Source organism: Haladaptatus pallidirubidus, from assembly GCF_020700235.1.
GTDB lineage: Archaea > Halobacteriota > Halobacteria > Halobacteriales > Haladaptataceae > Haladaptatus > Haladaptatus pallidirubidus.
Genome location: NZ_CP085301.1, coordinates 446,369 through 472,932, shown reverse-complemented (window position 1 = coordinate 472,932; position 26,564 = coordinate 446,369). Strand labels below are relative to the sequence as shown.

Here is a 26,564-nt window from a genome sequence, read left to right as displayed (position 1 = left end):
GTTGGTCGGTTTGGGTTGACGAGTTCGAGGGTTTATACGTCCAATGAGGAATCATCATCGATTTCGTACAGCGTGCTGCCGAGCAGTGAATCCAACCCGCGACGATACCGGGCCGACAACGCCTGTGGAGAGATTTCGAGCTCCTGTGCGATTTCCGCCAACGTCGCCCGTCGCGGCGTTCCAAAGAAGCCCGCTTGATGCGCCGAGACCAGTGCTTCGTACTGCTCGGAGGTCAGGTCGTACTGTCGTTCGCGCATCTCCCGTACCGAGTAGACGCGTATCACTTCGAAGGGAATTTCCCGCTCCGAAAGCTCTTCGCGCAACCTGCTCGCGGCGGAGTGGGTGGCAAACCGAAATTGGAAATGCCATCCATCCGACGACCCACTTCCACCGAGGAGCGTCATCTGACCGTCCACGATGATGTCCTGTAATCCGGGCTGGTTGCGGTTCCACGTCATTCGACAGAGCAGCGCCTCGCCTGTATCGTCGAGGACGGTGACGGATTCGAGTGCGGGTTCTTCTTCCTCGGTTTCTGCGATTTCGTCCGCGCTGACGTTCCGGATCCAGAAAAACGGGAGTAAGCCGTCATCCGCGGGGACGAGCTGTTCGAGTTCGATGTGTGCCTCGGGATACCGTTGGATGAGTTCACCCAACGGAAATGCGTCGACGGGAATTTCGATTTCGACGATAAAACTCATTCGAGTACGTTCACTGCGCCTTCCCGCATAATCCCTATTCCGGTTGCCGTGCTAATATCTCTCGAACCGTCGTTCTGTGGAGAAACTGTGTTGCCGACTGCCACGAAGGGCGCGCGTGACGCGGAGTCGGACGCCAGAGACGCTTCGATTAGCCGCAACCCGAAGGCTCGGCTGTCGGGGCCGGTCGGCGGCGGCCCGTATCCGGCGAGACCGGAACGTGACTCCGATAGTCCCGGCGGTTCTCTCGAACCGTTGAAACCCGCAGGACACGTCCGAACCCTCGTCCTCCCCCCTTTTAATACCTCCTGTTTCTATGAAATCGTATGACGATTTCCGAAAAATCAGCACGAAAAATCGGGTAGTTCAGTCGCAATTATCCAGTAGTTCAGTCACGATTTTGCGGTAGTTCAGCGGTCGGAACTCGATAGATTCATCGGTTACAGTCCCGTCGGCTCGTCGATGAACGTCGTTTCCAACTTCCACTCCTCCGCAAGCGACTGGAGCGACTGCACGCCGAAGGTCTCGGTGGCGTAGTGCCCCGCGAGGAAGACGGTGAGTTCCGCTTCCCGCGCCTCGTGGTACACCTTCTGTTTCCCTTCGCCGGTAATCAGCGCGTCGGCACCGACGGACACCGCTTCGTCCAGCCAGTCCGCGCCGCTTCCGGTGACGATGGCCACGTTCTCGATTGTTTCGGGACCGAAATGGAACACCTGTATTTCCCGCCCGCCGGTGTCGAGTTCGTCGGTCAGTCGGTTCCGGATTTCCTCGACCGTCAATTCGCCCCGTCCGCACCGGCCGATGTGCTCCGGCCCCATGCTCCCGAACGGTTCCCGCGAGTCGAGACCGAGGAGGTTGGCTATTCCGGCCGCGTTGCCGAGTTCCGGATGCGAATCGAGGGGTAGGTGCGAGACGTACAGGGCCACGTCGTTTTCGATGAGCGGCGCAATTCGGTTGTAATCGCGCCCCGTCACGCGCTCGATGCCGCCCCACGACAGGCCGTGGTGGACGACCAGCGCGTCCGTGTCCCACTTTACGGCGTCCTCAATGGTCTTTTCCGCTGCGTCCACGGCGAAGGCGACGCGCTCGACGTTTTTGTCGTCCGGGCCGATTTGCAGCCCGTTTGCGCTCGCGTCTACGTCCGCGAAGTCGCTCGTCCGGAGTCGGTCGTCGTATCGTTCCGTGAGTTCGGCGAGGTTCATGTCTCATCCTCCACGCGCTGTCGGTTTGTATGTCCCGGCTTTCTTCCCTTCTGCCATCACGGTTAAGACCGTTCCCGGCCTATTTTTACTCCCCTTTCGGGGGACGAGCGGCAACTGAGGTGTTTGATCATGGGCAAGTTCCGAAAAGCTATGTTTACGTGGCGACGCCTGCCACGACGGTTCAGGCGACGTATCGTGAGCAAACTTCGGCGCGTGTTCAGAAGTTAACCCCGCGCCGCTCGGTTTCAGAGACTATCTGACACAACCTGATTCGACTTTTCGAGACGAAGTCGATATTTTGCGTGAAGCGGTCGATCTGTCGTGTGTGCTAACTCTTTGAATCTAAGCTTACCACTGTGGCGCGTGCTGGTGCAGTGCCGAGGACTTCACGTCCGAGGCTCTGCACTGAAGTCGCGCGAGGGATGAGTGAACGAGCGAAAGCGAGTGAGCGAATCGGTTGGGGAGGACGTGGCTGTCGCGGTGCGGTTTTCATTAGAGTCGTGATTTGCTACAACGCAGTCTAATCAAAAGGTCGTTAGTAAGTCACGACTCCAATCATACCGCTACCGGACCACACCCTCCCCAGCCGATTCCTTCGCTCGTTTCACTCACTCAGTCATCCCTCGCGCGATAATCAGCAGGGCTTCGGAATCCGAAGCCCTGCTGATTATCGCGCCGTGTGGTTTGGTCACTACTCTGGAAAAATCAAAAAGTCGGATTCGTCTACGTTTTCCAGTTACCTATCGTGAGCATGCGAGAACACAAACTCTCGAAGTAGTTTCCCGCCTAGCGAAGCGGCTTGGCCGTCGTCGCGGTCGTTGACCTCGACGACGTCGAAGCCGACGACGTCGGTTTCCTCGGCAACATCTCGAACCACGTCGCGCATTTCTCTGGGGGAAAGACCGAAGGGTTCCATGGTTCCGGTGCCGGGCGTAAATCCGGGGTCTGCGCCGTCGATGTCCACGCTGAGGTAGGTGGTTCCCCCGAAATCGGGTTCCCAGTCGGCCACCTCCTCGGGAGGGACGACGGTCACGTCGGACTTGGCGGCGCGGTTCCACTCCTCCTCGCTTCCGGTTCTGGCACCGAGGATGATGGCGCGGTCGGCCACGTCGAGAACGTGCCGGGTGACGGTTGCGTGGCTCAATGGATTCCCGTCGTACTCCGCTCGCAAATCGAGGTGGGCGTCGAGACAGACGAAGGTGTCCGGTTCGGTCGCCCGGACTCCGGCCAGCGTGACGGTGTGTTCGCCGCCGAGGAGAAGCGGGCAGGCGTCGTCCCAGACGATGTCGGTCAGAACGCCCTCGATGTATTCTAAATACTCTTCGGCGTCGTCCCATGCGTAGACGTCGCCGTGGTCGTGAACTGCAAGGTCTGAAAAAAATAGCCCGGTGCGATGGTCATAGTCGTCGAACGTCCGGGCAAATCGCCGGATTCGTTCGGGACCGAATCGCGTTCCGGGCTGAAACGTGGTGGACACGTCAAGCGGCGCACCCACCACCACGAAGTCCGCTTGTCCGCGGTCAGTGGACGCACCGGGGAACATTTAACGTTCGATTTTGCGTTGGTCGTCCATTTCGAGGTACTCGATTTCGTCGTCGGGTGAGAGACCCATTCCCTCGGGCGTCTTGATGGTGATAGTCTCGTAGGTTTCGAGGTCCATGACCTGCGCGACGGTTTCGCTCTCGACACTGACGACTTGGCCCTGTTTCCGGTTGATAATCGGAACCCAAATCTTCGCGTCAACCGGCTGGCTCAGACTGCGCTTTTTCTCGTCGAAAACGCCTTTGCCCTCGATTCGGGCTTTTGCGCTACCGTGCTTTCCGGGCTTTGCGGTGCTGTAGGAGTTGATGACGCATGCGGCGTCGTCCATCATGACGTAGTTTCCTTCTTGAAGTTCGCGGACTTCCTTTTGCTCTTTCGCCATACCGCGGGATTGCGTTCGCTCCGGTATAAACCGTTTGGAACTGTCGCGCCTGCGCGCTGTCGCTCGGCGGTGCAGTGTATCGAGAAAGACGCAAGAACCGCGATTAGAACCCGGACGAGAGACGTTTTCCGCGACTCGTACGACCCTGCTGGCTTCCACCAGTTTCACGAACGCCGTTTTCACGCCGTCCGTTACTTGGTCTTCACAATCGTCTTTGTAGACGATTTCTGAGTCACTTCGGTTCTCCGTCGGAGCGTTGACCTCGGTGTCGTGTTACCGACCACTTGGTTTTTGCTCCGCATCTACATCCAATCGAATGTAGACCGCCCGGTTAGTCCTCCCGGTTCCTGCGACAGTTGCTACTTAGCCACCGATCAGCATAACCATTTTTCAGAAGTTCAGTCATGATGGATGTGAACATATCCCATGAAAGGACTTTTGCCCTCTCGCACGAATCGCCACTCATGCCGGAACATCCGCTGAAACAGCGGTTCGTCCTCGATACGTCGGTCTTTCTCACGGAGGAAATCCGAGACGAAGACGAGGGGTTGGAATCGGCTATCGACCGCCTGCTCGATTCGATTGCGCAAGCGAAACTGTCGCTCAACATCTCCTGTTATATCCCGCCCTCGGTTCACGACGAACTCACCGTCATTTTGCAAGAGCGCAACATCTCGGAATCCACCCTCTCAAAACTGGAAACGTGGGTTATCAAGAAAAATCCCGCCCGCTTCGAGGTGATGATTCCCGCCGAACTCGTCTACCGGTTCATCGACGAGATGAGCAGTCGAGTTGACCGGGGTCTGCGCGTCTCCGAAAACGCCGTTCGAGAAGCCTTCGATGACGGCGAGGCGAACGTCGGCGAGGTCATCTCCGACTTGCGAAGCGAGTATCGCTCGACCCTCCGGCGCGGCGTCCTCGATTCCCGTGAGGATTTCGATCTGCTCATCCTCGCCCGCGAACTGGATGCGGGCGTCGTCACTGAGGATACCGGCATCATCGGCTGGGCCGAGGATTTCGGCCTGCGGTATCTGAGGGGACGGGATTTTCCATCCCTGCTCGAAGAGTATCTGGAGGCGAACGACGGGGTGTGACCGTTCTCGTCCGTCGGCGAAAAAACGATGCGCGGTTCGGGTTCAGGCCGAAACGTCGGTGCTCTCGCGACCGACGTCTCGCTGTGTCAGCCGTCCGTCCCCGTCGAAATCAAGCGCCGCCACTTGCTCGTCCGTCAACTCCAGCGCTCCCCGTTCGTGAGCGATTTCGACGAGGGAGAGTGCGGCGACGTCGTCACCGGTCAACTCACAGTCGCCGTTTACATCCTCGTACAGACCATCGTCGTCGTGGTCCTGCGGTGGCCCGATTTCCGCGATTGTGACGTTGCCGAGTTCGATGACGAGGGGGTCGAGGAACGGCTCGTCCGATTCGGCCGGTTCGCCGAGCGGCGCGAACGCACTGAAGTTGGTGACATTCGCGTACACGACGTTCGCTTCGGTGTTCACCCCGTTGGGAGGCGGCACTTCCGTCCACGATCCCCCGTCGTACTTCCAGATGCGAAGCGTGCTCTCGTCCACACCCGCCTGCGCCACGTCGTCATCGGAGTAGTGAACCTTGAGATCGATGGACGAGTCCTCGCTCGTGTTCGTGACGTTCACGTACTGTCCGATGTCTCGGTAACCCTCCGGCGACGGCGGAACGGTTTGGGTCTTCTCGATTTCCACGGCGCGACTTCGGAACGAGATAGTGGCCGTTTCGAGCGAGAAGTTGATCGCGGTGGTGTCGTCGTTTCCGAGCGACCGGAACGCGTTCGTGTAGTATTCGCCACTGACAAACGTATTTATCAGTGTGTTATTCGTCGTGCCAGCGAGGAGGAAAATCGCGTCAGAAGCTTCGGAGTTAGGAATCGTCGTGTTAATTAGCGTGTTGTTGGCAGCGTCACCGTTGAAGGTAATCTCGGTGCCTTCAGAGCCGTTGACGGTGGTGTTTTTCAGCGTGCTGTTTCGAGCGCCGATTTCCAACCTCCTGGCTTGCGCGAGACCGAAGGCACCGACCGTCGTGTTTACCAGCGTCTGGTTCTCTCCGAGCAGTAAAACGCCACCCGTATTGGGACTGGCGTCGACGTTTCGGAACGCGTTGTCCGCCCCTTCGATCCGTATGGCCTGGTTGGTGCTTTTCGTCACCGTCGCGTTCGTCACCGAATTTTGGCTCCCCTCGATGACGACGCCGTAGCCGTTGTCGTCGGTAGTCACCTCGGACATCGTGTTTTCGTCACCGTTCCAAACTAGAATACCGTTGGCGGGATTTTCCCGAGCTGTCACGTTCGACAGGCTATTATTATTACTGTCGCTGAGAACAACGCCGCCGCGACCCATGCCCCTGTTCCTGTTGGCGGTCACGTCTCTCAGCGCGTTGTTATCGCTGTGGAAGAGGTAGATCCCGCGTTCATCGTTCTCGATCGAACGCACGTCCGACACCGTCGTGTCCGTCGTTTCGCTGAGCACGACGCCGCTGAGTAGACCGTCTCGGATCGTGACGTTGGAAACGGTGCCGTCGTCGCTGGCGTCGAACTCGACGCCGTTGTTGGTTCTGGTGATAGTCGCGTCGCGTACCGTTCCATCGTCGACGTTCGTGTAGTGGACGCCGTAATACCACCACTCGCCGATTTCGACGTTGTGTACGGTAACGTTCGTCTGGTTGTCGGCCGCGACGGCGTTGGTTTTCGGTCGACCTTCCGGGATTCCAGCCACCTGCTCGCCAGTGATGAGGTGCCCGTTTCCGTCGAAATCGACGTCGTCGGCGTCGATTTCGATGCAGGTGTCGTTGCTACTCTGCAAGACCGCTCGAAACGGCACAACGTATCGGCACCAGGTGTATTTCGGTACGAAAACCGGTCACCGCGTCCCGTCGATGAACCGCCCTACACGTTCCAATCCATCTTCCAACTCCTCCGCCGAGAGCCCAAATCCGATGCGGAAATACCGGTCGTACCCGAACAAACCACCCGGTGCGAGAACCACGCTTTCCTCCTCGACGACGCCGCGACAGAACGCCTCGCCGTCTTCGAACCCGTCCGGAATCGAGACGAACCCGTTCACGCCGACCGGGTCGTACCAGTCCAGTCCGTGCTCGTCCACGAACTCGCGCACCCGGTCTCGATTCCGCTTCGCCAACTCGCGGTTCTCGGTCAGAATGTCGTCCTCTTGCTCGCTGAGGGCCTGCCGAGCGACGTGCTGGTCGATGATACCCGGCGAGATGGTCGTGTAATCTTTCCACTCCCACGCGCCCTCCACGACTTCCTCAGCACCAACCAACCAGCCGAATCGCAACCCCGCGAGTCCGTAGGCTTTCGTGAGGCTCGTCGTGCTGATGCCGTGTTCGCCCATACTGGCCACCGGAGGCAGTGGGTCGTCCGCGAGCAGGCGGTACACCTCGTCACAAAGCAGGTACGCCCCGGCGTCCTCTGCGAGGTCGTAGAGGGCTTCGACTTTCTCCTGCGGGTGATACCGCCCGGTCGGGTTGTTCGGGTTGTTCAGCACGATAACCCGCGTGTTCTCCTGAATCGCGTCGGCCACCGCGTCAACGTCGAGTTCCCATTCGGGCGGTTCGAGCCAGACACGACTCACCTCTCCGAGCGATTCCGGCACGGCGTGAAGTGCTTGGTAGGTCGGCGTAACGACGACCGCGTGGCCTTCCTTGCTTCCCTCGCCTCCCTCTCCCAACAGGCTCAAAAAAGCCAGAAAGTTCGCCTCCTGCGTCCCGCAGGTGAACAGCACTTCGCCGGCGGTTCGGTCGTAGCGTTCGCCCACCTCGGCGCGAAACTCCGGACTACCGTTCGTCGGGATGACGTAGCCCAGCTCGCCGGGGTTCGTGTCGAAACGGTCGGAATCGATGCTTCGGATGCCGCTTTCGGCCAGCATGATGTCCGCCTCGTGTTCGTATTCCGCGAACCAGCGTTCCAGTTTGAACGGTTCTATCTGCATACCGCCTCTTGTTCGCGGGCGGTGGAAAAGCTACGGAATGGGGCAGTCGAGGTGTAGGTCGAAAATCACGGTACGCCGACGTACTTGTGCCGCCGGAACAGATACAGCAGACCGAGCGGAATGCCGATACCGAACCACATGGCGATTCCGAGGAGGATGTACTCCGAGCGCGGTTCCCACGCCGACACCGACGCGACGTATTTCCGGTCGAAGTGGACCCCGATTGCGACGAGAGCGGGCGCGGTGAGAACCGAAATCCCGAAAATGAACGTAATGGGTGCTGGAAGCGACGCTAGTGCTGATGAGGAGGTACCAAACACGAACGAAGTGACTGCGACGGCGGTCGTCGTCACCAATCCAGGGAGGATGAGCAGCCACCAGCCGCTTTCTTTCTCGGTCGCAGTGGCAGACGACCGAATGTTGGAGAACATAGTATAGCTGTTCGAATAGTGTCGTGAAAAGCTATTTGGAACCCGACCGACATTTTTCACCGAAACGGAGCCGAGAGCGGTGCCGAAAGTTCACTTCCCGCCGCGTCGCTCTCGTAGATTCTGCCGCGTGAACTGCGGCGTCGTCCGAATTCCCTTGCGTTTGCGGAACGAGCGGTAGAGCAGTCCGACGATGAACAGCGAAATCACGCCCGAAATCGCGGCGGCGGGAACCGCCTCCGCCGCGTACAACACCGCCGTCGTCAGGCCGCCGAACGCGAGCAAAATACCGTAGATGAGACGCTTCGCCAGCAGGTCGAACACGTCGTTGTCGTCCTCGATGCTGACGCGGGCGTAAAAGTCGTCGCGGTCGATGCGGTCTAAGGTTCGCTCCAATTTCGGCGGCGTTCTAATTATTGACTGGGCCGAGGCTTGCAGTTGGTCGCCCGTCTCGGAGACGTACTGCTTGATGGATTCCTCGCGGTAGCCTTCCTCGGTCAGATACTCCGTCGCCACGGAGATAAAGTCGAATTCGCGGTCGAGCGTGACACAGACGCCCTCTACGACCGTCGCCACGCGCAAGACGAGCGCGAGATTCGACGGCAGGCGGAGCGGAAACTCGTAAATTGTATCCTCCACTTGCTCTACGATTTGCTGGACGCGGTAGGTTTCGATGTCCTCCCCGCGGGCGTCCTCGATTGCGAGCTCCATTACCTTCCCCATCGTCGCGCGGTCGGCCTCCGGACTGAGGGTTCCCATCTCGATGAGCGCGTCGAGAATCCCGTCGATATCCTGATTCGCGACCGCGATGTAAAAGTCCACGATTTTACCCTGGATGAACTCGTCCGCCCGCCCGCTCATACCGAAGTCGTAGAAGACGATGGTGCCGTCGTCTTCGACCGCCAGATTGCCAGGGTGCGGGTCGGCGTGGAAAACGCCGTCTTCGATTATCATCTGGAGGTACGCACGCTGGAGGGTCACCGCGAGTTCGTGGCGGTCGATATTCTTCTCGTCCAGTTCATCGACGTGGTTAATTTTCGTTCCGCCGATGTATTCCATCGTGAGAACGCGCGAACTGGAGTGGCTGTCGATAACTCGCGGGATGGCGATGTCGTCTTCACCCTCGAAGTTCGAGCGAATTTCCCGGAGCATCGACGCTTCCCGACCGTAGTCCATCTCCTCTCGAATCGTTCGGGCGAACTCGTCGGCGAGATTTTCGAGCGAAAACGCCCGCCCCTGACCGATAAAGCGCATCAGGATGGGAAGCGACCAGCGGATCACCCGCAGGTCGGCTTCGACCAGTTCCTCGATGCCGGGGCGGCGAACCTTGACCGCGACATCCTCGCCGTCGATTTTCGCCGCGTACACCTGTCCGAGGCTGGCGCCGCTTATCGCCTCGGTGTCGAACTCGGCGAACGTCTCCTCGACCGACCCGATTTCCGATTCCAACACCGTCCGTGCCCGCTCCCAGTCGGCGGGCGGAACCTCGTCCTGTAGCTTCGAGAGTTCCTCCACGTACTCCGGCGGCAGGATGTCCGGACGGGTCGAAAGCAGTTGACCGAGTTTGATGAACGTCGGCCCCAGCGTGAGGAGTGATTCGAGGAGCGTGTCTGCTCGCTCGATTCGCGTTTCACGGTCTACCTGGCGGGAGCGACCGAACAGGAAAAACCGATTTCGGTCGCGGGCGTAGCTAAGCAGGAGCGGCAGGAAGTGCCATGCGACGACGAAGAACCGACGGTACGCGCGGAGAGATGCCAGAGAGACCACCTGACGCTATCGACCTTTGATAGGCACGGAGTGGTCAGGTGCCGACGACCGTTTCGGGAGCGTGATTTCGAGGACGCCCCGCGAGACGGTCGCTTCCGCCCCCGAACCGGTCGAGTCCGGCGGAAGGGGCAGCTCGGCGTCGAGGAACAGCGAACGTTCCTCGCTCAGGTAGTCGAACTCCATGGGCACGTCCTTCTCGCGCCGCGCTTCGATTTGGAGGCGGCCATCTGTTACGCCGATATCGATCGTCCCCTCGGTGACGCCGGGCATGTCGATGACGAGGAGATAGGCGTCCTCGCTCTCCAATAAGTCCGCGAACACGGCGTCCGGAAGCTCCCGCAACGCATCACGAAGCGCTGACATGGCTCCATCTTGGGAGGCAAAGCCGAAAAAGGGTGCGGTCTGGGAGACGCGCCGTGTGCGCGTCTCCTGGTAAGCCGTGTAACCGCGAGCTGGGAGACGCGCGGTAATGCTTTGTGGTTATTGCTGTGCCTCCACTTCGTTGCCACCCAACAGTTCATCCCGTTTGGTGTGCAGAAGACAGCCAAAGATGGCGACAAAAGTGAGTTGGACGAGCCGGAACGATTGCGTTCCAATCACGTCGGGAAATCGGAGAAGCGTCACGGCGATGATTCCGGCATGAGAACCGATGGCAGGATATATACAACACAATCGCAGTGCGGCGTCTCATGATGAGTTCTTCTCCCGGATAGAATATGACACTGTGGCTGAAGATTACCACATGGAGTATCTGACGAAATTGACGCTTATAACCGTTGTCGTCTTCGGAATTACTACTATCGTCGGAACCGCCCTGCTAACGTTAACTGACTACGACAACACCGCACTGCACAACACCGCACTGCTTGACCCGAAATTCTTCGTCTGGCTACTGTTCGGATTCGTTGTCGTCATGCTGTCCGCGTCAGCACACGAGCGCGATTCGGAGGACTCCGAATCGCGCTCCCGAAACGAATGAGTTTGACCGCCGAGCGAAAACATAGTTCTCAGAACAATTACGACGGAGTAGAACGATAGACGAACTGTGAAATTCATAACCGCTTTCGTTCTCTGGGCGACCATCTCCTACGTCAGCATCGTCATTCTAGATACATTTCTGACGGGAGAATCCAGATGGTTGGCGTACATCCCTTCGGCGGTCGGCTCTAGCATCGGTATCTCGATCGCACAGAAATCGAACATCCGCCTGTCGTTCTGATTCGAGGGGGCGACTACAACGACCCGACTAACATGAATCCTGCAATTCCCAACAACACGGCTCCCCCAAGTACATACGGCAGGCCACCCCACCCGACGCGCCACGCCGCGCCGCGTTCGTCCGCGTCCGAAATGAGGAATCGCGGGGCGTTTTCGCCGTGGCCGATGACGGTGTTCACTTCGCCCGCCTCGCTCCCCGCCGTCGAATCGTAGCGCGCTTCGCCGAGGACGTGGACGCTTTCGCCGGGGTCGAGTCGTTTTTCGACGTACTTTCTGTCCTTGCCGGTTTTCAGTCCGAACAGTTTGAGGTCGAGCGTTCTGTCTTCGCAACCCACATCATCGTTCGCGGCGATGAACTCTCGAACTCGCTCGGGCGGTTTGTTCCCGCCGCGAACGTCGATGCAGCGTTCAGATTTGAACCGGAAATCCGCGCCGCGCGGGTCGACCAGCGCGCTGGCGGTTTCGTCCTCGACGCGAAACGGGACGTGGTTTCGGCCCGAATCGACGGTGCGCCAGTGGCGTCCGTTCTTGCTGTTTCGCTCCTCTTTTACTTCGTACTCGTAGGCCACACACTCGGTGTCCATGAACGGCGAACGGAGGACTCCGTCTTCGGCTTTTGCGGCGCCTTCCACTTCGACGGGGGTACGGTCGCCGAGCGATTGGACGTCGTTCGGGTCGTTGGTTAGGATTCGGTAGGCGGTTCGAATGTCTTTGCTTCCGTACCAGAGCATGACGGCTCCGACGAGCGAACTGACGCAGAGAACCGTCAGCACGAACGGGTAATCGAGGAGGGACATATTCGAACTGTTGTCCATCCTGTGATAAGTGTTCCCCGCTTCCTTTTTGCCCGGCGACTCGAATGGGCGCGTATGAGCGACCACCAACCGGACAGAAAACGGTCCGGATTCAAGGAGACGACTCGCGTGTCGGCCGCGCGCGAGCGACTCCGCGAAGCGGTTTCCGGACACGGCCGCACCGAATCGGCTTCCCTCGATTCGGCGGACGGGCGGGTACTCGCCGAGGCAGTCGTCGCCCCGCGAAACGTTCCCCACTATCCGCGGGCCGCGATGGACGGTTTCGCGGTGCGAGCGCAGGACACCTTCGGCGCGAGCGGTCGGTCGCCCGAAATCCTGCGACGGGGCGAAGAACTTGCACCTCACACCGCGGTTCGCGTCCACACCGGCAGCGAGCTCCCGGAAGGCGCGGACGCCGTGGTGATGATAGAACAAACCGACGAGTTCGGCGAAGAAGTCGAGGTGTTCGATGCCGTCGCGGAGGGGAAAAACGTCGCCCCGATCGGTGAGGACGTAGAGGAGGGACAGTCGCTGTACGAACCCGGCCACCGCCTTCGGCCCTCCGACCTCGGGATGCTGAAATCGGTCGGCATACGCGAACTGACCGTGTACGACCGCCCTAGAGTCGCCGTGGTCCCGACCGGGGAGGAACTGGTCGAATCCAACCCGGAACCCGGCGAAGTAATCGAGACGAACGGGTTGACCGTATCGCGGTTCGTCGAACGTTGGGGCGGCGACGCGACCTACCGCGACGTTGTCACCGACGACGAGGATGCACTCGGCGACGCCATCGAGTCGAACCTCGATCGCGACGTCATCGTCACGACCGGCGGTTCCTCGGTTGGCGAGCGCGATTTGCTCCCCGAAGTCGTTTCGGAACTGGGCGAAATCCTCGTTCACGGCGTCGCCCTCAAGCCGGGGCATCCGGTCGCGCTCGGCCAGGTTGGTGAAACACCTATCGTGATGCTTCCGGGGTATCCCGTCGCCTGCATCATCAACGCGGTGCAGTTCCTCCGCCCAGCGATGAAATGGGCCGGGCACCTTCCGCTCGATTCCGTGCCGACGACGACCGCGACGCTCGGCAGAAAAATCCGGAGCGAACCCGGCGTTCGGTCGTTCGTCCGGGTCACGATGAAAAATGGAACCGCGACCCCCACGCGCGCCAGCGGTTCCGGCGTATTGTCCAGCGTCGCACTGGCCGACGGATGGGTCGAAGTCCCCGAAGAACGAGAAGGAATTCCGGAAGGTGAGACGGTTTCCGTCGCCAACTGGGAGTGGTCCGCGTGAACGACCGCAAGGAGTTCCGCGACCTCGCAGAACCCGAAGACGCACGCGAAGCTATCTCGTCGCTCGACCTCGCGCCCGAAACCGAGCGCGTTCCACTCGTGGACGCGCGAGGGCGAGTACTGGCGGAACGATTGGATGCCGACCGCGACGTGCCGGGATTCGACCGCGCGAGCATGGACGGCTACGCGGTGCAGGCGCGGGACACCTTCGGTGCGGACGAGGCCGACCCCGCGATTCTCGACCTCGTTGGCGAAGTTCACGCAGGGGAAAAGCCAGCAGTCGAAGTCGGTGACGGCGAAGCCGTCGAAATTTCGACCGGGGCCGTGATGCCCTCCGGTGCGGACGCGGTGGTGATGGTGGAGCGAACGGATGAGCGAGAAGACGGCGTCGAAATCCGTACTTCGCTCGCGCCCGGAGACCACGTCATGCTCGCGGGAGCGGATGTGTCCGCGGGACAGCGTGCACTCGGTCCCGGAGCGCGACTCACGGTGCGCGAAATCGGCCTGTTGTCCGCGCTCGGTGTAGACGAGGTACCGGTTCGCGGCAAACCTCGGGTCGGTATCATCTCGACGGGCGACGAACTCGTTCGACCCGGCAATCCGCTCTCCGACCAGTCCGGCCAGATATACGACGTGAACAGCTACACTATCGCAACCGCCGTCGAGGAGGCGGAAGGCGAACCAATCCTCTACCCCCACGCTGGCGACGATTACGACGAGATGGAGCGTCTGCTGTTGGAGGCCGCGAAAGAATGCGACCTCGTCCTCTCTTCGGGTTCGACCAGCGCCAGCGCGGTGGACGTGATTTACCGCGTCATCGAGGCCCAAGGCGAACTCCTGTTGCACGGCGTCGCGGTCAAACCCGGAAAACCGATGCTCGTTGGGCGGTTTCCGGGTTCGGCCTACGTCGGCCTGCCGGGGTATCCCGTCTCCGCTCTGACCATCTTCCGAACGTTCGTCGCACCGGCGATTCGAAACGCGGCGGGCGTGCCGGAACCGACCACGGCCACAATCGGCGCTCGAATGGCCGTGGAAGAACGCTACGGGGAAGGCAGAATGCGACTCATGCCGACCGGTTTGGTCGAGGATGAAAACGGTCGCGCCCTGGCCTACCCGGTTGACAAGGGAAGCGGCGCGACGACCAGCCTCGTGGAGGCCGACGGCGTGGTGACCGTCGAACCGGATACCGCCTACCTCGCGGAAGGTGAATCGGTCGAAGTGCGCCTGTTTTCGCCGGACGTGCGCCCGCCGTCCGTTTTCGGTGTCGGCGAGGACGACCCCGCGCTTTCGCGCCTCCTCGACGAACTCGACTCGCCGCGCTATCTAGCGCTCGGCAGTCGGGAGGGATTGCGCCGACTTCGAAACGGCGTACCGGATTTCGCGATTGCGACGAATACGGAAACAGATGCACCAACAAACACGCCAGAGGACGCGAGTGAGGGAACCGAACTCGCGTCCTACTCCCGAGAGTGGGGACTGGTCGTCCCGGCCGGAAATCCCGAGGTAATCGAGGGACTCGCCGATTTGGTCGAGCGCGACCTCACGTTCGTTAACCGCGGAACCGACTCCGGTCTGCGGACGACGCTCGGAAACGCCGTCGCCGACCTCGCGGACGAGCGCGGGACGACCCGCCACGAACTCGTGGAGTCCATCTCGGGTTTCGAGATGACGGTGAAAGCTCACGAAAGCCCGGCCCGAAAAGTCGCCGCCGGATCTTCGGACGCCGGACTCGGCCTGCGCTCGACGGCCGAAAAGCTGGATTTGGGATTCGTCTCGCTCGGCGAAGAACGAGTTCGCGTGCTGGCGAATCCAGCGCGCGAACGGAAGGACGGTATGGAGGAGTTGAAAAATGCGCTCGATTCGGAATTAGTCGGTGTACTCGGCGACCTGCCCGGCGTTCGACCATAGCTCGTCGAAACTGCTCACTCGGTAGTCGCCCAGCACGCACTGGTTCCGGCGGTGCGGGTCGTGCCGTTCGACGTGAATCGCGTCGAGACCGGTGTTCCACGCCGCGCCGATGTCGCTCGACCCGTCTCCCGCGAGAATGCCGCGGCTGGCCTGTTCGACGCCCATGTCGGCCATCGCGTACTCGATCGGCGCGGGGTCGGGTTTCCAGCCCAATTGCTCGTCGCAGCAGACGACGGTGTCGAACCAGTCTCGAATCCCCAGTTGGTCGATGACTGGGTCGGTGAGAAACTGTTGGCAGTGCGTGACCAATCCGACCGGGCAGTCCAAGTCGGCGACGAACGCGGCATCGTCGTACAAAAACGTGTGTTCAGCACGAAGTTGCGGGTCTTCTATCGAGTGGAAGGCGTCCCAAAAGTTCAGGGGGTCGATACCCCACTCGCGCAGTTGTGCATCCCGCGACCCGCCCAGCCCGTGCCAGATGATTTCCGATTCATACTCCGTGAATTCCCTTCCGAGGCGGTCGCTAACGCGGTCGAACACGGAACGGACGTACGTCGGTTCGATGTCGATGAGTGTCCCGTCCAAATCGAGAAGCCAGAAGTCATACTCGCGGGCGACCATTAGGGTTCATCTAGTAGTGCCCCTTCGTTTATAACTCTTCGTCCGAAATCGACGTGGAACTCGATCGGTGGACGGTTCGAAAAACCGATCGAATTCGATTTACTGTCGGTCGTGCAGTTAATCCGCGGACGATTCGATTCCTCGTTCGGACTCCGTCTGGGTCGGGTCTGGTTGGTCGTAGAGATGGCACGCGGCGGGATGGTCGCGGTTCTGGAGAACCGGTCGCTTTCGTTCACAGACGCTCTCGAACCGCTTTTTCAGCACCGCGATTGCACCTTTTCGGTCGCCGGAGACGACACGGTCGAACGATTCGGAGATAATGGCGCGATTTTCACCCTCCAGTCGATGCGTGAACAGTTCGTTCCACAACTCCGCCTTGAGCGCCTCGTCATCCAGTTCCGCCGGATTTTCGTCCACACCGGCGGCCAGTTCGCGCACGCCGTCCACGCTGAGTTCGTCCGATTCGAGTCGTTCGCGGTAATCCATCACCTCGCGGTACGCGGACTGCTGAATATCCACGTCCTGCGGCGGAATGACGTTGGGACACCGCGTCCGGAAGTGACAGCCGGACGGCGGATTTCGCGGCGACGGTACGTCGCCCGAAAGCGTGTGGATGTCCCGTTCTTGCTCGCTCGTATCCGCGCGCGGAACGCTCTCAAGCAGTGCTTTCGTGTAGGGGTGTTGCGGATCGTTGTAGATTTCGTCCACCGGGCCGACCTCCACGATTTCGCCGAGGTACATCACCGCCACGCGGTCGGAGATGTGGCGAACCACGGAGAGGTCGTGGGCGATGAACAGGTAGGTGAGACCGAAATCGTTCTGCAAGTCTTGCAGGAGGTTCAACACCTGCGCCTGCACGGATACGTCGAGGGCGGAAACGGGTTCGTCCAGCACAACGAAATCGGGTTCGAGCGCGAGCGCACGGGCAATCCCGATTCGCTGACGCTGACCGCCCGAGAATTCGTGCGGATAACGGTCGATTTGTCCCGCCGAGAGACCGACGCGCTCCATGAGTTCTTGTACGCGTTCTTTGCGTTCCTTCCGCGACCCGACGCCGTGAACGTCCAGCGGTTCGCGGATGATTTCGCCCGCCGTCATCCGCGGGTCGAGACTGGAGAAGGGGTCTTGGAAGACCACCTGCGCGCGCTTTCTGAACTCGGTCAAATCGTCCATCTCGTAGACGTTTCGACCGTCGAACTCGACGCGCCCGTCGGTCGGTTCGCGCAGGCTCAACAGAGTTTCACCGGTCGTTGATTTCCCGCATCCAGATTCGCCGACGAGACCCAGCGTTTCGCCCTCTTGAATGTGGAACGAGATGCCATCGACCGCTTTCACGCTTTTGGGTTCTCGTCCGAACAAACGGTCGGTCAGCGTATCCTGTTCGAAGTAGTATTTCCGGAGGCTATCGACGCGGAGGAGTGGGTCAGTCATCTGTTGTCACCTCTGTTTTCGGCAGTTCCCGAGTCTTGCTCGAACCGGTCGTTCGCCAGCGCGCGCGACTGGTCGTACTCCATTTTGGTGAGCACACAGCGCGCCTCGTGTTCGTCGCTTCCGCTCGCATCGTCCATCGACGGATGGGAGAGACAGTCCTCCATCGCCTTCGGACAGCGGTCGGCGAAGTAACATCGGTCTTCCATCTCCGAATCCAGCAGGTCGGGGACGTTCCCCTCTATCGGTTGAAGTCGCGGTGCGGGGTCTTCCAAGTCCGGAATCGACCCGAGCAAACCCTTCGTGTAGGGGTGCACCGGCCTGTCGAACACGTCTCCGAGCGTCCCGCGTTCGACCAACTCCCCGGCGTACATCACGCCGACGCGGTCGCACATCCGGGCAACGACGCCGAGATTGTGCGTGATGAGCATGATGCTCATACCCGTGTCCTTCTGCAAATCGCGCAGGAGGTCTAAGATTTGGGCCTGAATCGTCACGTCGAGCGCCGTCGTCGGTTCGTCCGCGATGAGCAAATCCGGTTCGCCCGCGAGCGCTTGGGCGATCATCGCTCGTTGGAGCATCCCGCCGGAGAACTGGTGGGGATACTCCTCGGCGCGGTCTGCCGGGTCGGGGATGCCGACCTGCTCCAGCAGGGAAACCGCTTTCGAGTGGCTCGCTTCGCTGACGTAATCCTGCGACGGAAGCACGGTACTCGAAATCAGATTGGTGAGTCCGTAGCCCTGCGTTCGCGAGCGCGTCGAACGCGGGTTCGACCGCGCTCGCTGTTGGACTTCGACCGCTTCCGCAATCTGTTCGCCGACCGTAATCGACGGGTTCAGACTGCTCATCGGATCCTGGAAAATCATGCTGAACGACGGTCCGCGGAGCGCGCGCCGTTCGCGAACCGTCAACTGGCGGATGTCCACGAACTCGCCATCGACGGCCTCCGGCCGGTCTGATTTCGTCTCCTCGGCGAGCGTCGGGTTTCGATACCAAACCTCGCCCGACGTGATTTTGCCGGGCGACTCCACGAGGTCGATGATGGAGAGAGCGGCGACGCTCTTTCCCGACCCGGATTCGCCGACGACGCCGAACACTTCCTCTTCCCGCACGTCAAAGCTCAGCGATTCGCAGGCGTTGACCTGTCCTGTCTCGGTGAAAAAGCGCGTCGAGAGGTCGCGGACGCGAAGCAGATCGCTCATACGCCGCCCCCTTCGCCTTCGATACCGGGGTCAAGCGCGTCGCGCAACCAATCGCCCATGAGATTGATTCCGATGACGGTGATGACGATTGCCACGCCGGGAACCGTCGAAATCCACCACGAACTGGCGAGATAATCTCGCCCCTGCGAGATATCGAAGCCCCACGAGAGGTTCACTCCGGAGAACCCGAGGTACGACAGTGCGCTTTCGAGCAGGATGATGGCCGCGATTTGGATGGTCGCCAACACGATAATTGGTGTCACGCTGTTCGGCAGGATGTGTTTACGCAGGATGAACGAGTCGCGCGCCCCGACGGAGCGGGACGCTTTCACGTACTCCTCGCTCGAGACGGTCAGCGCCTCGCCGCGTGAGACGCGGGCGAACCACACCCAGTTGACGAGCGCGACGACGACGATAACCGTCCCCGGAAGGTTGATTTGCGCGGGCATTCCGGAGACGATACCCAACGCTACGAGCGGATCGGGGATATTCACCACCGCGCTTCTGAACAGGCCGACCAATGCGATAGCTAAGACGAGCGACGGAAACGCCAGCATGATGTCGGCGCTTCGCATCAGCGCGTCGTCCACGAGTTTGCCGTAGTAGCCTGCGACTAGACCGACCGTCACGCCGATGAGCGTGGCGAGCATGGTTCCGAACAGGCCGACGAGGAGCGACGTTCGCGCGCCGTAAATGACTCGCGAGAGCATATCGCGCCCGAGTTGGTCAGTTCCCAGCGGATGGGACGCCTGTGCTTCGACGTATGTCGTGTTGTTAACTATCTCGATGTTCCCATCCACCATTTCCGTGCTCGTTTCCGTCGTTTGCTTGCTGAAACCCAGCGGCGGGAGGTTCGAATCGTCCAGGTTTTGCTGGTGTGGATTGTGCGGCGCCAACAGCGGTGCGAATGCCGCAACCAGGATAACCGAGATGACGACGATGATACCAATTTTCGCCAGCAAGCTCTGTCTGAACTCGCGTTTGAGGTTCCGAAGCGTGCGCGGCGAAATCATTCGTATACCACCTGCGGATTGATGTAGGCGTACAGCGCGTCCACGAAGATGTTGAGGACGACGAATCCGATTCCGACGACGATGAGCGACCCTTGAATCAGTGGCCAGTCACGAGCGTTGATGGCGTTGATGATGAGCGTGCCGAGCCCCGGCCACGCGAACACCTGTTCCGTGATAACTGCCCCGCCGATGAGCGTCCCCAACTGCAGGCCGAGGACGGTGATGACGGGAACTAAGGTGTTCCTGAGCGCGTGTTTGTACCGAACTAGCGTCTCCGGCAATCCCTTCGCCCGCGACGCGCGGATGTAGGTTTTGCCGAGTTCGTCTAGCATACCGCTCCGCGTCAGACGGGTGATGAGCGCCGTGAAGTACGTTCCGAGCGTTATCGCCGGGAGGAAAATGTGTTTCAACCACGTCATCAGTCCGTTTGCATTACCTTCGGTAAACAGCATCTCCACTGCAGGAAACAGCCCGATTCCGCGTTGGCTCGTCGGAAGCGGCCCGCCGACGGCGAGCAGGAGTACGAGCATGATGCCGAGCCAGAAGTTCGGCGTGCTGATGCCGACCAGCGAGAACGTCGTCGCCGCGTAGTCGGCCGGTTCGTGACGTCGCGTTGCGCTGAGCACGCCGAGCGGAATCGAGATGATGACCGCAACGAGACTCGCCGCGACTGCGAGCTCCAACGTCGCCGGAAGGCGGTTGAAGATGCGCGTGCTCGCTTGTGTTCCCGAGATGTACGAGTATCCCATATCGCCCTGAAGGAGGCTGACGAGATAGTCGAAGTACTGGATGTACAGCGGTTTGTTCAACCCGAGTTCGACCGCGATTCGCTGTTTCAACTCCGGACTCGCGTCCAACGGTGCGATAAACGTAATCGGGTTGCCGGGCGTGATGAATCGGAGGAGAAACACCACGGTAACGACGCCCCAGATGACGAATATCCCCTGCACGCCTCTTCGGAACAGGAATCGACCCATCGACATCTAGTGACACCTCTTCAATGCTGCTGACATCCTATTTTTGTGAAATCGCGTACGCTTCGATGCGTTCGTCCGCCCGTGCTTGCCACTGTAGGCGTTCGTTGACGCCGTAGACGCTGTACTGTCGGTTCAGGAAGATCCACGGTGCGTCGTCGTGGAGAATTTGGTTCACCTCCTGGAGCTTGGAGGTTCGTTCATCACCGTCCGGCATATTTTGGGCTTCGTTCATCTGCGTGTCAACCTCCTCGTTGCTGTAGGAGGTGAGCGCGCCGTCCGTCGTCAGCAGCGGGATGATGGTCTGGCTGGCGTCGAACGTCGCGTTCCCCCAGCCGATGAGGTAGAACTTCGGACTCGTGTCGAGATTCCCGTCGGACAACTCGCCCGCGAGCGAGTTGAAATCGCGCTGGTTGACGGAGCAGTTGACGTTGCTGAGTTGGCTTATCTGTTGGGAAACCGCTTGTGCGATTTCCACGTCCTTCAGGTACCGACCGACCGGCGTGTGAAGCGTGATGTTCGCGCCAGCGTGACCGCTCTCCTCGACGAGTCGCTCGGCTTCCTGTCTGTCGGTGCCGTAGGGGTTGACGTTGTTGTTGTAGCCGGTAAACCCGTCCAGCGTGGGTTGTCCGGTCGGGTCGGCAAAGCCGGAGAGCACGTTTTCGATGATACTCGGCAGGTCGATGGCGAGGTTCATCGCCCGGCGGAACTGCGCACTGGAGAACGGTTCGACGTTGTACCGCATCGCGTTGTAGATGATGCGCGTACTCGCCTCCGCGGAGAGCCGGGTGTTGTTTGAACCCCGCACGCGCTCGGCATCCTGCGGCGGAACGTTGACGACGAGGTCCGTTTCGCCGTTGACGAGTTGGTTAACCCGCGTGCTCGACTCCTTCGCCGCGTTGAAGGTGAGTTCCGACACAGCCGCAGGATCTCGCCAGTAGTTTTCGTTTCGTTGGAAAACGACGTTCACGTCCTCCCGATAGTTCTGGAGTTCGAACGGTCCGGTTCCATTCATGTTCTTAGCGATGAAACTTCCGTCGTTGTTCTCGACCCACTGTTGTTGCATCACGTCGCAGTAGGATGCGAACAGTGCGAACACGATCGGGTTGATGCCGTCCGAGGAGACTTGCACCTTGCCGTCCGCCACTTCCGCGCCGGTCACGCCCGAAAGCTGGTCGCTCTGTGGGCTTTCCAATCCACCGGTGTCCGACTGCACGATGCGGTTGATACTGAACGCAACGTCCTCGGGCGTTAGGTCGTCGCCGTTGTGAAACTGTACGTCGTCGCGGATGGTGAACTCCACCGTTCCGTCGTCCACCCGCTCGTACTCTGTCGCGAGTTTGTTGACGATTTTGCCCTCCGTATCGCGGGAGAGCAGGCCCTCGTAAGCCTGTAGGACGACGTTATCGGTGGTCGTCTCTCGGTGGTTGTGCGGGTCGAGCGTCGATGGCATCTGTCCCTGCGTGATGGTGACCGCGAGTTCACCCGACTGTCCGCCACCGCCGTTTCCACCGTCTCCGGTGTTCGTTCCGTCTTGATTCCCGTCGCCACCGGTACAGCCAGCGAGTGCCGCCGACGCCGCTGCGCCGCCTGCAAATTTCAGATACGTCCGCCGATTCATTGCTTCGTCGGGCATGCCCTGATATGGCGCATAATCCGTTATATATCTGTGGTACAAGTCATCATTCCCCGTATCCTATAATCTCAGGACGTTCGATGCAGAACGTAACCTCACAGTTAAGTAATCAGACACCGAACCGTTTTCCATGGCCGTTCACGGCCGACACCCCTCATTGCGAGACTTGTTCGACGAGTCGCCCACGCCGCACATCGCCCATCCGCCGCACACGCATCATCGTGATTTCTACGTCGCAACCGACGGTTCATACAGTCACAACAGCGGAGCGGGCGGGCTCGGTGTCATCATCGAAACCCGCGATGGCAGGCGGGTCACCCGTCTCTCGATTCCCGACGACGTTCCCGACAACAACGTCGCCGAATATCGAGCGCTCCACCTCGGACTCGACGTGCTGGCGGTTCGTGCCCCTGCCGACGCGCGGGTCGGCGTGTTAGTTGACCACGACCAACTGGCAGCCAACGTCAACAACGCGGTGCTCGCGTTCAATCGCTTGGACTGGCGACCTCCGAAACCGTTCTCGGTTCCACCACCGGGGAAGTTCCACTGGCGAGGCATCCGCGCCAGAATCGCCGGATTCGGCGAGCTCCGGGCTGCCCGAATTCGGAGCGACCACAACCCCGCCCATCCCTTGGCGAACGCGCCGGACGAGTACGCTCACGTGAACCGCGAACCAGCGCGGTGTTTGCTCCCCGACGCTCCGCAGTCCTGCGAAACGCAGATTCCGCCCCCCTCCCGGGCGAACAGGCACGCGAGCGACTGATTCGGCGACGAACCCGACGCTTTCAGTCTACGAGACCCTGCTCGTGGACGTGTTTTCGGAGTTCGTCCTCGGTATCGAACGTCGCACCACACGCTTCACATCGGTGGTTACCGTCCGTATCGTCCGTACTGTTAGACACGACCGAATGGATGGGCGACAGAACGGTAATCCCTCGCATCACCTTCGTGGGTGATTCGGGAACAATGATGTCGTCCCAGACGGAAACAAAACCCGCGTATCGAGGTATTACTATCACCACTGACGTATCACCAATCGGTATGATATCGACAACGAAACGACTACAACGTCGCTCAGAGAGGACTGTCCAAGGTGTGGCACGCGATGGGCACGCGGATATTCAACTCGTTGATTCGGTACTGGAAGCGAACGACCAACCGACCGGACTACAGGCAGGCATACGTCAAACTCCCGCTCGACACAGGCCTCCCTCGACTCGCGCACGAGTTCGAGAAAATTTGCGAAGGCCAACTCGACAGAGTTCCCCAGCGAGATTCGGTGGTCGTCGAGACGGATTTCGTTTCGGACGCGCGGTTCGATTCCGACGCGTTTGCCGAGTTGGTGGACGAAATTCGGGATAGTTGCCCGGAGGTGTACGTCCTCTATGCATCTACCAAATGGCGGCGGCATGGCGGCGGTGTTGCGAAGACGCACACAGTGGTACCCGTGAAACCACTGTTCCTGGTGGCTGAACGGGGAGCGGAGTCAGTTTCGAGAGAACAGGTTTCGGGACGGCCTCGTTGAAGAGGTTTGGCTTTTTGTTGGATTGTTTTCGGAGACTGTTTTCAGAGGATTTAAAGGAGGATTTTGAATTTCCACTGGTAGTCTTCTTTTTTCGGGTCGCTAGATAATTACGACTCAACTGAAACCGCCACCGCCTCTACAGGCCACGTCCTCCCAACCGATTCCGTTCCGCTCCTTGCAGTCGCTGTGGTACTCATCCCTCGTGCGAACCCAGACAACCCCTCGGACGGTGAGTCCTCGGGATTGTTGGCGCACTCGCCACCATGGTTTGCCTCTATTTGAAACCCAATTTCACTTGGCGCGCGAAGGCGAACCACCGGTTCGCCCATGCGAGGTCGTCGTGAACGGAGTTCTCGTGAGCGACGGCTCGGAAGTCGCATGCCCGCGGAGCGCAAGCGAGCAGGAGTCTTTCGGTGGACGATTGCGCGAACGAAGTGAGCGCAAGCGTCGGTTGGGGAGGGTGTGGCCCAGTGCCGTGGCGGTGCGGTCTCAGTGGAGTCGGAAATAAGAAGCACCATCTCGGAGCAAATTTCAGGGGCTGATTGCCGGTTTCCCTATGGTGCGATCTGATTGGAGTCGGCAGTAGATAGAGACAAAATAGCAACACTTTCCACAAAAATACGAAAATCCGCGGTGTGCGTCCTCTCGTCCGCGTTATTCGTCCTGCTGCGCGTCTACGACCGCCACGCCAGCCAAATTGACAATATCCTTCACTTCGTCCCCGCGCTGGAGGACGTGGACGGGTTTGTCCATGCCGACGAGCATCGGACCGATGGCCTCCGCGCCGCCGAGACGCTGAAGGAGTTTGTAGCCGATGTTGCCCGCTTCGAGGTTCGGGAAGACGAGGACGTTGGCAGGTTCGTCCAACTCCGAGAACTCGTAGGTGCCGTTCAAAATTTCCTCGACGACGGCGGTGTCGGCCTGCATCTCGCCATCGACGGCGAAATCGACTTTGGGGTCGTCGCGGAGTATCTGTGCAGCGTCTCTGGGTTTGCGGGTCCCTTCGTTGTCCACGCTGCCGAAGTTGGAGTACGAGAGGAGCGCGGCCCGCGGTTCGACGTTGAACCGCCGGGCGAGTTTCGCGGTCTGTTTCGTCACTTCGGCCAGCACGTCCTCGTCGGGGGCCTGATTCACCGTCGCGTCGGCGCAGAAGATGACCTGATTTTTGAACGTGAGCATGTACACTCCCGCGGCGTAGTTCACATCCGGAGCGGTGCCGATAACCTGCAACGGCGGTCGGAGCGCGGATGGATAGTGGTGGGTGAGACCGGTGAGCATCGCGTCGGCGTCTCCCTGTTCGACCATCACGCTCCCGAAGTAGTTGCTGTCGCGCTCGACCAGTTCCGCGGCCTCGCTTCGGGTGATCCCCTTGCGCCCGCGCAGTTCGTACAGGCGGTCGGCGTAGGCCTCGTGGTCGCTGTTCTCCGGGTCGACGACTTCGGGGTCGAAATCGAGGCCCAGGTCCGTCGCCTCGGCCTCGATTTCAGCGCGGTCGCCGATGAGAATCGGTTCCGCGATACCCTGCTCGCGCAGCTGGTAGGCCGCGCGAATCATCTTCCGGTCGGTGCCCTCCGCGAGCGCGACGCGCTTAGGGTCGTTTTTCGCCTTGTTCAGGACGACGCGCATCATCTCGCGGGACTTGCCGAGTCGCGCTTCGAGCGTTTCGACGTACTCGCCGACGTTGAGGTCGCTTCTGGCGACGCCGGTTTCGATGGCCGCTTTCGCAACTGCGGGTGCGACTTCGAACAGCACGCGAGGGTCGAGCGGTTTCGGGATGATGTACTCCGGGCCGAACTGGAGCGGTTGGTCGCCGTAGGCTTTGACGACGGCGTCCGGAACGTCCTTCTTAGCGAGCTCCGCGAGCGCCCGCGCGGAGGCGATCTTCATCTCCTCGTTGATGTCGCTCGCGCGCACGTCGAGCGCGCCCCGGAAGATGAACGGGAATCCGAGGACGTTGTTGACCATGTTGGGGTAGTCGGAACGCCCCGTCGCCATGATGACCATATCGTCGCGGGCCTCCCGGGCCGCTTCGTAGCCGATTTCCGGGTCGGGATTCGCCATGGCGAAGATAATCGGGTTGTCGGCCATCGAACGCACCATCTCCTGACTGACGATGCCGCCGACCGACAGGCCGACGAACACGTCTGCGCCCGAAAGCGCGTCCGCGAGACTCCCTTCAGGAACGTCGCGGGCGAACTCCGTTTTGAACTCGTTTACGTCGCCCTGCTTGGCGCGGTTCCGCGTGATGATACCCGTGGAGTCACACATCGTGATGTTTTCCTTGCGCGCGCCGAGCGAGACGTAGAATCGGGCCGTCGCAATCGCGCTCGCACCGGCGCCGGAGAAGACGATTTCCAGTTCGTCCAGACTTTTGCCGTTGATTTCAGTCGCGTTGAGCAGTGCGGCCCCGCTGATGATGGCGGTACCGTGTTGGTCGTCGTGGAAGACGGGGATGTCCATCTTCTCGCCGAGTCGCTCCTCGATTTCGAAACACTCCGGCGCTTTGATGTCCTCCAGATTGATACCGCCGAAGGTCGGTTCCATCGCGCTGACGGTTCGCACGATGTCATCAGGGTTCGCCTGGTCGAGTTCGATGTCGAACACGTCGATGTCGGCGAATCGCTTGAACAGGACACCCTTGCCCTCCATAACCGGCTTACTGGCCTGCGCACCGATGTCGCCGAGTCCGAGTACGGCGCTCCCGTTCGAAACCACGCCGACGAGATTTCCTTTCGCGGTGTAGTTGTACGCTTTCCCGGCGTCCACCGCGATTTCCTCGCACGGAGCGGCCACGCCCGGCGAGTACGCGAGGCTCAGGTCGCGCTGTGTGTTCGTCGGCTTCGTCGTCGAAATCTCGATTTTCCCCGGTGGGTCGCTCCGGTGGTAGTCGAGTGAATCCTCGTCGAGTCCCATGCCCCCTACGTTCCCGCCCTCCGCTAAAAATCTATCCGAATCCGTCGAATTTG

At 60.2% G+C, this 26,564-nt stretch carries 28 protein-coding genes; 8 read left to right on the top strand and 20 right to left on the bottom strand.

Features of this window, described 5'->3' with window-relative positions; translation table 11 throughout:
• Nucleotides 1-32 precede the first annotated feature (32 nt).
• Entirely contained in the window at nt 33-698 is a 666-nt protein-coding gene (locus LIX15_RS02705; RefSeq protein ID WP_227775974.1) for a helix-turn-helix domain-containing protein, read from the bottom strand.
• 90 nt (nt 699-788) lie between these two features.
• Between LIX15_RS02705 and LIX15_RS02700 the strand changes: the two genes are divergently transcribed.
• Nucleotides 789-1,025 carry a hypothetical protein gene (locus tag LIX15_RS02700; RefSeq protein WP_227775973.1) on the top strand — a complete coding sequence of 79 codons (237 nt, stop codon included), beginning with the start codon at nt 789-791 and terminating at the stop codon, nt 1,023-1,025.
• Between the two features lie 110 nt (nt 1,026-1,135).
• Here the strand turns inward: LIX15_RS02700 and LIX15_RS02695 are convergent, their stop codons facing one another.
• The 3 genes from LIX15_RS02695 to LIX15_RS02685 form a co-directional block, all read right to left on the bottom strand.
• Complete coding sequence (locus tag LIX15_RS02695; RefSeq protein WP_227775972.1) at nt 1,136-1,897, bottom strand: Nif3-like dinuclear metal center hexameric protein; 762 nt, start codon at nt 1,895-1,897, stop codon at nt 1,136-1,138.
• A gap of 736 nt (nt 1,898-2,633) precedes the next feature.
• A complete protein-coding gene (gene speB, locus LIX15_RS02690; RefSeq protein ID WP_227775971.1) occupies nt 2,634-3,440 on the bottom strand; it encodes an agmatinase in 807 nt (268 codons plus the stop codon).
• Nucleotides 3,441-3,821 (bottom strand): translation initiation factor IF-5A, encoded by a 381-nt coding sequence (locus LIX15_RS02685; protein WP_227775970.1) that lies wholly within the window; start codon nt 3,819-3,821, stop codon nt 3,441-3,443.
• Nucleotides 3,822-4,285: 464 nt separating this feature from the next.
• Between LIX15_RS02685 and LIX15_RS02680 the strand changes: the two genes are divergently transcribed.
• Entirely contained in the window at nt 4,286-4,915 is a 630-nt protein-coding gene (locus LIX15_RS02680) for an RNA ligase partner protein (RefSeq protein ID WP_227775969.1), read from the top strand.
• A 42-nt stretch (nt 4,916-4,957) separates the two neighbouring features.
• On the opposite strand, the gene LIX15_RS02675 is transcribed toward LIX15_RS02680, so the two are convergent.
• The 6 genes from LIX15_RS02675 to LIX15_RS02650 all read right to left on the bottom strand — a co-directional run bounded on the left by LIX15_RS02675 (nt 4,958) and on the right by LIX15_RS02650 (nt 10,617).
• Nucleotides 4,958-6,652, bottom strand: coding sequence for a right-handed parallel beta-helix repeat-containing protein (locus LIX15_RS02675; RefSeq protein ID WP_227775968.1), 1,695 nt, complete (start codon nt 6,650-6,652; stop codon nt 4,958-4,960).
• Nucleotides 6,653-6,709: 57 nt separating this feature from the next.
• Entirely contained in the window at nt 6,710-7,798 is a 1,089-nt protein-coding gene (locus tag LIX15_RS02670; RefSeq protein WP_227775967.1) for an aminotransferase class I/II-fold pyridoxal phosphate-dependent enzyme, read from the bottom strand.
• Nucleotides 7,799-7,863: 65 nt separating this feature from the next.
• Entirely contained in the window at nt 7,864-8,229 is a 366-nt protein-coding gene (locus LIX15_RS02665; protein ID WP_227775966.1) for a hypothetical protein, read from the bottom strand.
• A 90-nt stretch (nt 8,230-8,319) separates the two neighbouring features.
• Nucleotides 8,320-9,993, bottom strand: a complete 1,674-nt coding sequence (locus tag LIX15_RS02660; RefSeq protein WP_227775965.1) for an ABC1 kinase family protein — start codon at nt 9,991-9,993, stop codon at nt 8,320-8,322.
• 6 nt (nt 9,994-9,999) lie between these two features.
• Entirely contained in the window at nt 10,000-10,356 is a 357-nt protein-coding gene (locus LIX15_RS02655; protein WP_227775964.1) for an Hsp20/alpha crystallin family protein, read from the bottom strand.
• Between the two features lie 117 nt (nt 10,357-10,473).
• Nucleotides 10,474-10,617 (bottom strand): hypothetical protein, encoded by a 144-nt coding sequence (locus LIX15_RS02650; protein WP_227775963.1) that lies wholly within the window; start codon nt 10,615-10,617, stop codon nt 10,474-10,476.
• Between the two features lie 25 nt (nt 10,618-10,642).
• Between LIX15_RS02650 and LIX15_RS02645 the strand changes: the two genes are divergently transcribed.
• Nucleotides 10,643-10,972, top strand: coding sequence for a hypothetical protein (locus LIX15_RS02645; protein ID WP_227775962.1), 330 nt, complete (start codon nt 10,643-10,645; stop codon nt 10,970-10,972).
• Between the two features lie 66 nt (nt 10,973-11,038).
• A complete protein-coding gene (locus tag LIX15_RS02640) occupies nt 11,039-11,212 on the top strand; it encodes a hypothetical protein (RefSeq protein ID WP_227775961.1) in 174 nt (57 codons plus the stop codon).
• Nucleotides 11,213-11,225: 13 nt separating this feature from the next.
• On the opposite strand, the gene LIX15_RS02635 is transcribed toward LIX15_RS02640, so the two are convergent.
• Complete coding sequence (locus LIX15_RS02635) at nt 11,226-12,008, bottom strand: E3 ubiquitin ligase family protein (protein ID WP_227775960.1); 783 nt, start codon at nt 12,006-12,008, stop codon at nt 11,226-11,228.
• Nucleotides 12,009-12,080: 72 nt separating this feature from the next.
• On the opposite strand from LIX15_RS02635, the gene LIX15_RS02630 reads away from it, so the two are divergent.
• Nucleotides 12,081-13,292, top strand: coding sequence for a molybdopterin molybdotransferase MoeA (locus LIX15_RS02630; RefSeq protein ID WP_227775959.1), 1,212 nt, complete (start codon nt 12,081-12,083; stop codon nt 13,290-13,292).
• Nucleotides 13,289-15,199 (top strand): molybdopterin biosynthesis protein, encoded by a 1,911-nt coding sequence (locus LIX15_RS02625; protein WP_227775958.1) that lies wholly within the window; start codon nt 13,289-13,291, stop codon nt 15,197-15,199. Before LIX15_RS02630 ends, LIX15_RS02625 begins: the two co-directional genes overlap by 4 nt.
• On the opposite strand, the gene LIX15_RS02620 is transcribed toward LIX15_RS02625, so the two are convergent.
• The 6 genes from LIX15_RS02620 to LIX15_RS02595 form a co-directional block, all read right to left on the bottom strand.
• Entirely contained in the window at nt 15,158-15,820 is a 663-nt protein-coding gene (locus tag LIX15_RS02620; RefSeq protein ID WP_227775957.1) for an HAD family hydrolase, read from the bottom strand. The two genes, LIX15_RS02625 and LIX15_RS02620, sit on opposite strands and share 42 nt — an antisense overlap.
• 117 nt (nt 15,821-15,937) lie before the next feature.
• Complete coding sequence (locus LIX15_RS02615; RefSeq protein WP_227775956.1) at nt 15,938-17,251, bottom strand: ABC transporter ATP-binding protein; 1,314 nt, start codon at nt 17,249-17,251, stop codon at nt 15,938-15,940.
• Nucleotides 17,248-18,450, bottom strand: coding sequence for an ABC transporter ATP-binding protein (locus tag LIX15_RS02610; RefSeq protein ID WP_227775955.1), 1,203 nt, complete (start codon nt 18,448-18,450; stop codon nt 17,248-17,250). Before LIX15_RS02610 ends, LIX15_RS02615 begins: the two co-directional genes overlap by 4 nt.
• Nucleotides 18,447-19,463, bottom strand: a complete 1,017-nt coding sequence (locus LIX15_RS02605) for an ABC transporter permease (RefSeq protein WP_227775954.1) — start codon at nt 19,461-19,463, stop codon at nt 18,447-18,449. Before LIX15_RS02605 ends, LIX15_RS02610 begins: the two co-directional genes overlap by 4 nt.
• The gene (locus LIX15_RS02600) at nt 19,460-20,446 is read right to left on the bottom strand and encodes an ABC transporter permease (RefSeq protein ID WP_227775953.1); all 987 of its coding nucleotides are present in this window, start codon (nt 20,444-20,446) and stop codon (nt 19,460-19,462) included. The genes LIX15_RS02605 and LIX15_RS02600 overlap by 4 nt, the downstream gene beginning before the upstream one ends.
• 31 nt (nt 20,447-20,477) lie before the next feature.
• Nucleotides 20,478-22,073 carry an ABC transporter substrate-binding protein gene (locus LIX15_RS02595; RefSeq protein ID WP_227775952.1) on the bottom strand — a complete coding sequence of 532 codons (1,596 nt, stop codon included), beginning with the start codon at nt 22,071-22,073 and terminating at the stop codon, nt 20,478-20,480.
• 130 nt (nt 22,074-22,203) lie between these two features.
• Between LIX15_RS02595 and LIX15_RS02590 the strand changes: the two genes are divergently transcribed.
• On the top strand, nt 22,204-22,836 hold the full coding sequence (locus tag LIX15_RS02590; protein ID WP_227775951.1) for a ribonuclease HI: 633 nt from the start codon (nt 22,204-22,206) through the stop codon (nt 22,834-22,836).
• 22 nt (nt 22,837-22,858) lie between these two features.
• Here the strand turns inward: LIX15_RS02590 and LIX15_RS02585 are convergent, their stop codons facing one another.
• Nucleotides 22,859-23,092, bottom strand: coding sequence for a hypothetical protein (locus tag LIX15_RS02585; RefSeq protein WP_227775950.1), 234 nt, complete (start codon nt 23,090-23,092; stop codon nt 22,859-22,861).
• A gap of 86 nt (nt 23,093-23,178) precedes the next feature.
• On the opposite strand from LIX15_RS02585, the gene LIX15_RS02580 reads away from it, so the two are divergent.
• A complete protein-coding gene (locus LIX15_RS02580; protein WP_227775949.1) occupies nt 23,179-23,598 on the top strand; it encodes a hypothetical protein in 420 nt (139 codons plus the stop codon).
• Between the two features lie 107 nt (nt 23,599-23,705).
• Here LIX15_RS02580 and LIX15_RS02575 read toward each other — a convergent pair whose 3' ends face one another.
• Both LIX15_RS02575 and LIX15_RS02570 read right to left on the bottom strand, forming a co-directional pair.
• Nucleotides 23,706-23,927 carry a hypothetical protein gene (locus tag LIX15_RS02575; RefSeq protein ID WP_227775948.1) on the bottom strand — a complete coding sequence of 74 codons (222 nt, stop codon included), beginning with the start codon at nt 23,925-23,927 and terminating at the stop codon, nt 23,706-23,708.
• A 325-nt stretch (nt 23,928-24,252) separates the two neighbouring features.
• Nucleotides 24,253-26,511: an NADP-dependent malic enzyme gene (locus LIX15_RS02570; protein WP_227775947.1), complete on the bottom strand. Its 2,259-nt coding sequence runs from the start codon at nt 26,509-26,511 to the stop codon at nt 24,253-24,255.
• Between the last annotated feature and the right edge of the window lie 53 nt (nt 26,512-26,564).

What these genes read in the sequence shown, in the direction of transcription:
- LIX15_RS02705 (WP_227775974.1), bottom strand. Translation starts at nt 698, where the DNA reads ATGAGTTTTATCGTCGAAATCGAAATTCCCGTCGACGCATTTCCGTTG.
- LIX15_RS02695 (WP_227775972.1), bottom strand. Translation starts at nt 1,897, where the DNA reads ATGAACCTCGCCGAACTCACGGAACGATACGACGACCGACTCCGGACG.
- speB (WP_227775971.1), bottom strand. Translation starts at nt 3,440, where the DNA reads ATGTTCCCCGGTGCGTCCACTGACCGCGGACAAGCGGACTTCGTGGTG.
- LIX15_RS02685 (WP_227775970.1), bottom strand. Translation starts at nt 3,821, where the DNA reads ATGGCGAAAGAGCAAAAGGAAGTCCGCGAACTTCAAGAAGGAAACTAC.
- LIX15_RS02680 (WP_227775969.1), top strand. Translation starts at nt 4,286, where the DNA reads ATGCCGGAACATCCGCTGAAACAGCGGTTCGTCCTCGATACGTCGGTC.
- LIX15_RS02670 (WP_227775967.1), bottom strand. Translation starts at nt 7,798, where the DNA reads ATGCAGATAGAACCGTTCAAACTGGAACGCTGGTTCGCGGAATACGAA.
- LIX15_RS02665 (WP_227775966.1), bottom strand. Translation starts at nt 8,229, where the DNA reads ATGTTCTCCAACATTCGGTCGTCTGCCACTGCGACCGAGAAAGAAAGC.
- LIX15_RS02655 (WP_227775964.1), bottom strand. Translation starts at nt 10,356, where the DNA reads ATGTCAGCGCTTCGTGATGCGTTGCGGGAGCTTCCGGACGCCGTGTTC.
- LIX15_RS02645 (WP_227775962.1), top strand. Translation starts at nt 10,643, where the DNA reads ATGGCAGGATATATACAACACAATCGCAGTGCGGCGTCTCATGATGAG.
- LIX15_RS02635 (WP_227775960.1), bottom strand. Translation starts at nt 12,008, where the DNA reads ATGTCCCTCCTCGATTACCCGTTCGTGCTGACGGTTCTCTGCGTCAGT.
- LIX15_RS02630 (WP_227775959.1), top strand. Translation starts at nt 12,081, where the DNA reads ATGAGCGACCACCAACCGGACAGAAAACGGTCCGGATTCAAGGAGACG.
- LIX15_RS02620 (WP_227775957.1), bottom strand. Translation starts at nt 15,820, where the DNA reads ATGGTCGCCCGCGAGTATGACTTCTGGCTTCTCGATTTGGACGGGACA.
- LIX15_RS02615 (WP_227775956.1), bottom strand. Translation starts at nt 17,251, where the DNA reads ATGACTGACCCACTCCTCCGCGTCGATAGCCTCCGGAAATACTACTTC.
- LIX15_RS02610 (WP_227775955.1), bottom strand. Translation starts at nt 18,450, where the DNA reads ATGAGCGATCTGCTTCGCGTCCGCGACCTCTCGACGCGCTTTTTCACC.
- LIX15_RS02605 (WP_227775954.1), bottom strand. Translation starts at nt 19,463, where the DNA reads ATGATTTCGCCGCGCACGCTTCGGAACCTCAAACGCGAGTTCAGACAG.
- LIX15_RS02600 (WP_227775953.1), bottom strand. Translation starts at nt 20,446, where the DNA reads ATGTCGATGGGTCGATTCCTGTTCCGAAGAGGCGTGCAGGGGATATTC.
- LIX15_RS02595 (WP_227775952.1), bottom strand. Translation starts at nt 22,073, where the DNA reads ATGCCCGACGAAGCAATGAATCGGCGGACGTATCTGAAATTTGCAGGC.
- LIX15_RS02590 (WP_227775951.1), top strand. Translation starts at nt 22,204, where the DNA reads ATGGCCGTTCACGGCCGACACCCCTCATTGCGAGACTTGTTCGACGAG.
- LIX15_RS02580 (WP_227775949.1), top strand. Translation starts at nt 23,179, where the DNA reads ATGGGCACGCGGATATTCAACTCGTTGATTCGGTACTGGAAGCGAACG.
- LIX15_RS02575 (WP_227775948.1), bottom strand. Translation starts at nt 23,927, where the DNA reads ATGGGCGAACCGGTGGTTCGCCTTCGCGCGCCAAGTGAAATTGGGTTT.
- LIX15_RS02570 (WP_227775947.1), bottom strand. Translation starts at nt 26,511, where the DNA reads ATGGGACTCGACGAGGATTCACTCGACTACCACCGGAGCGACCCACCG.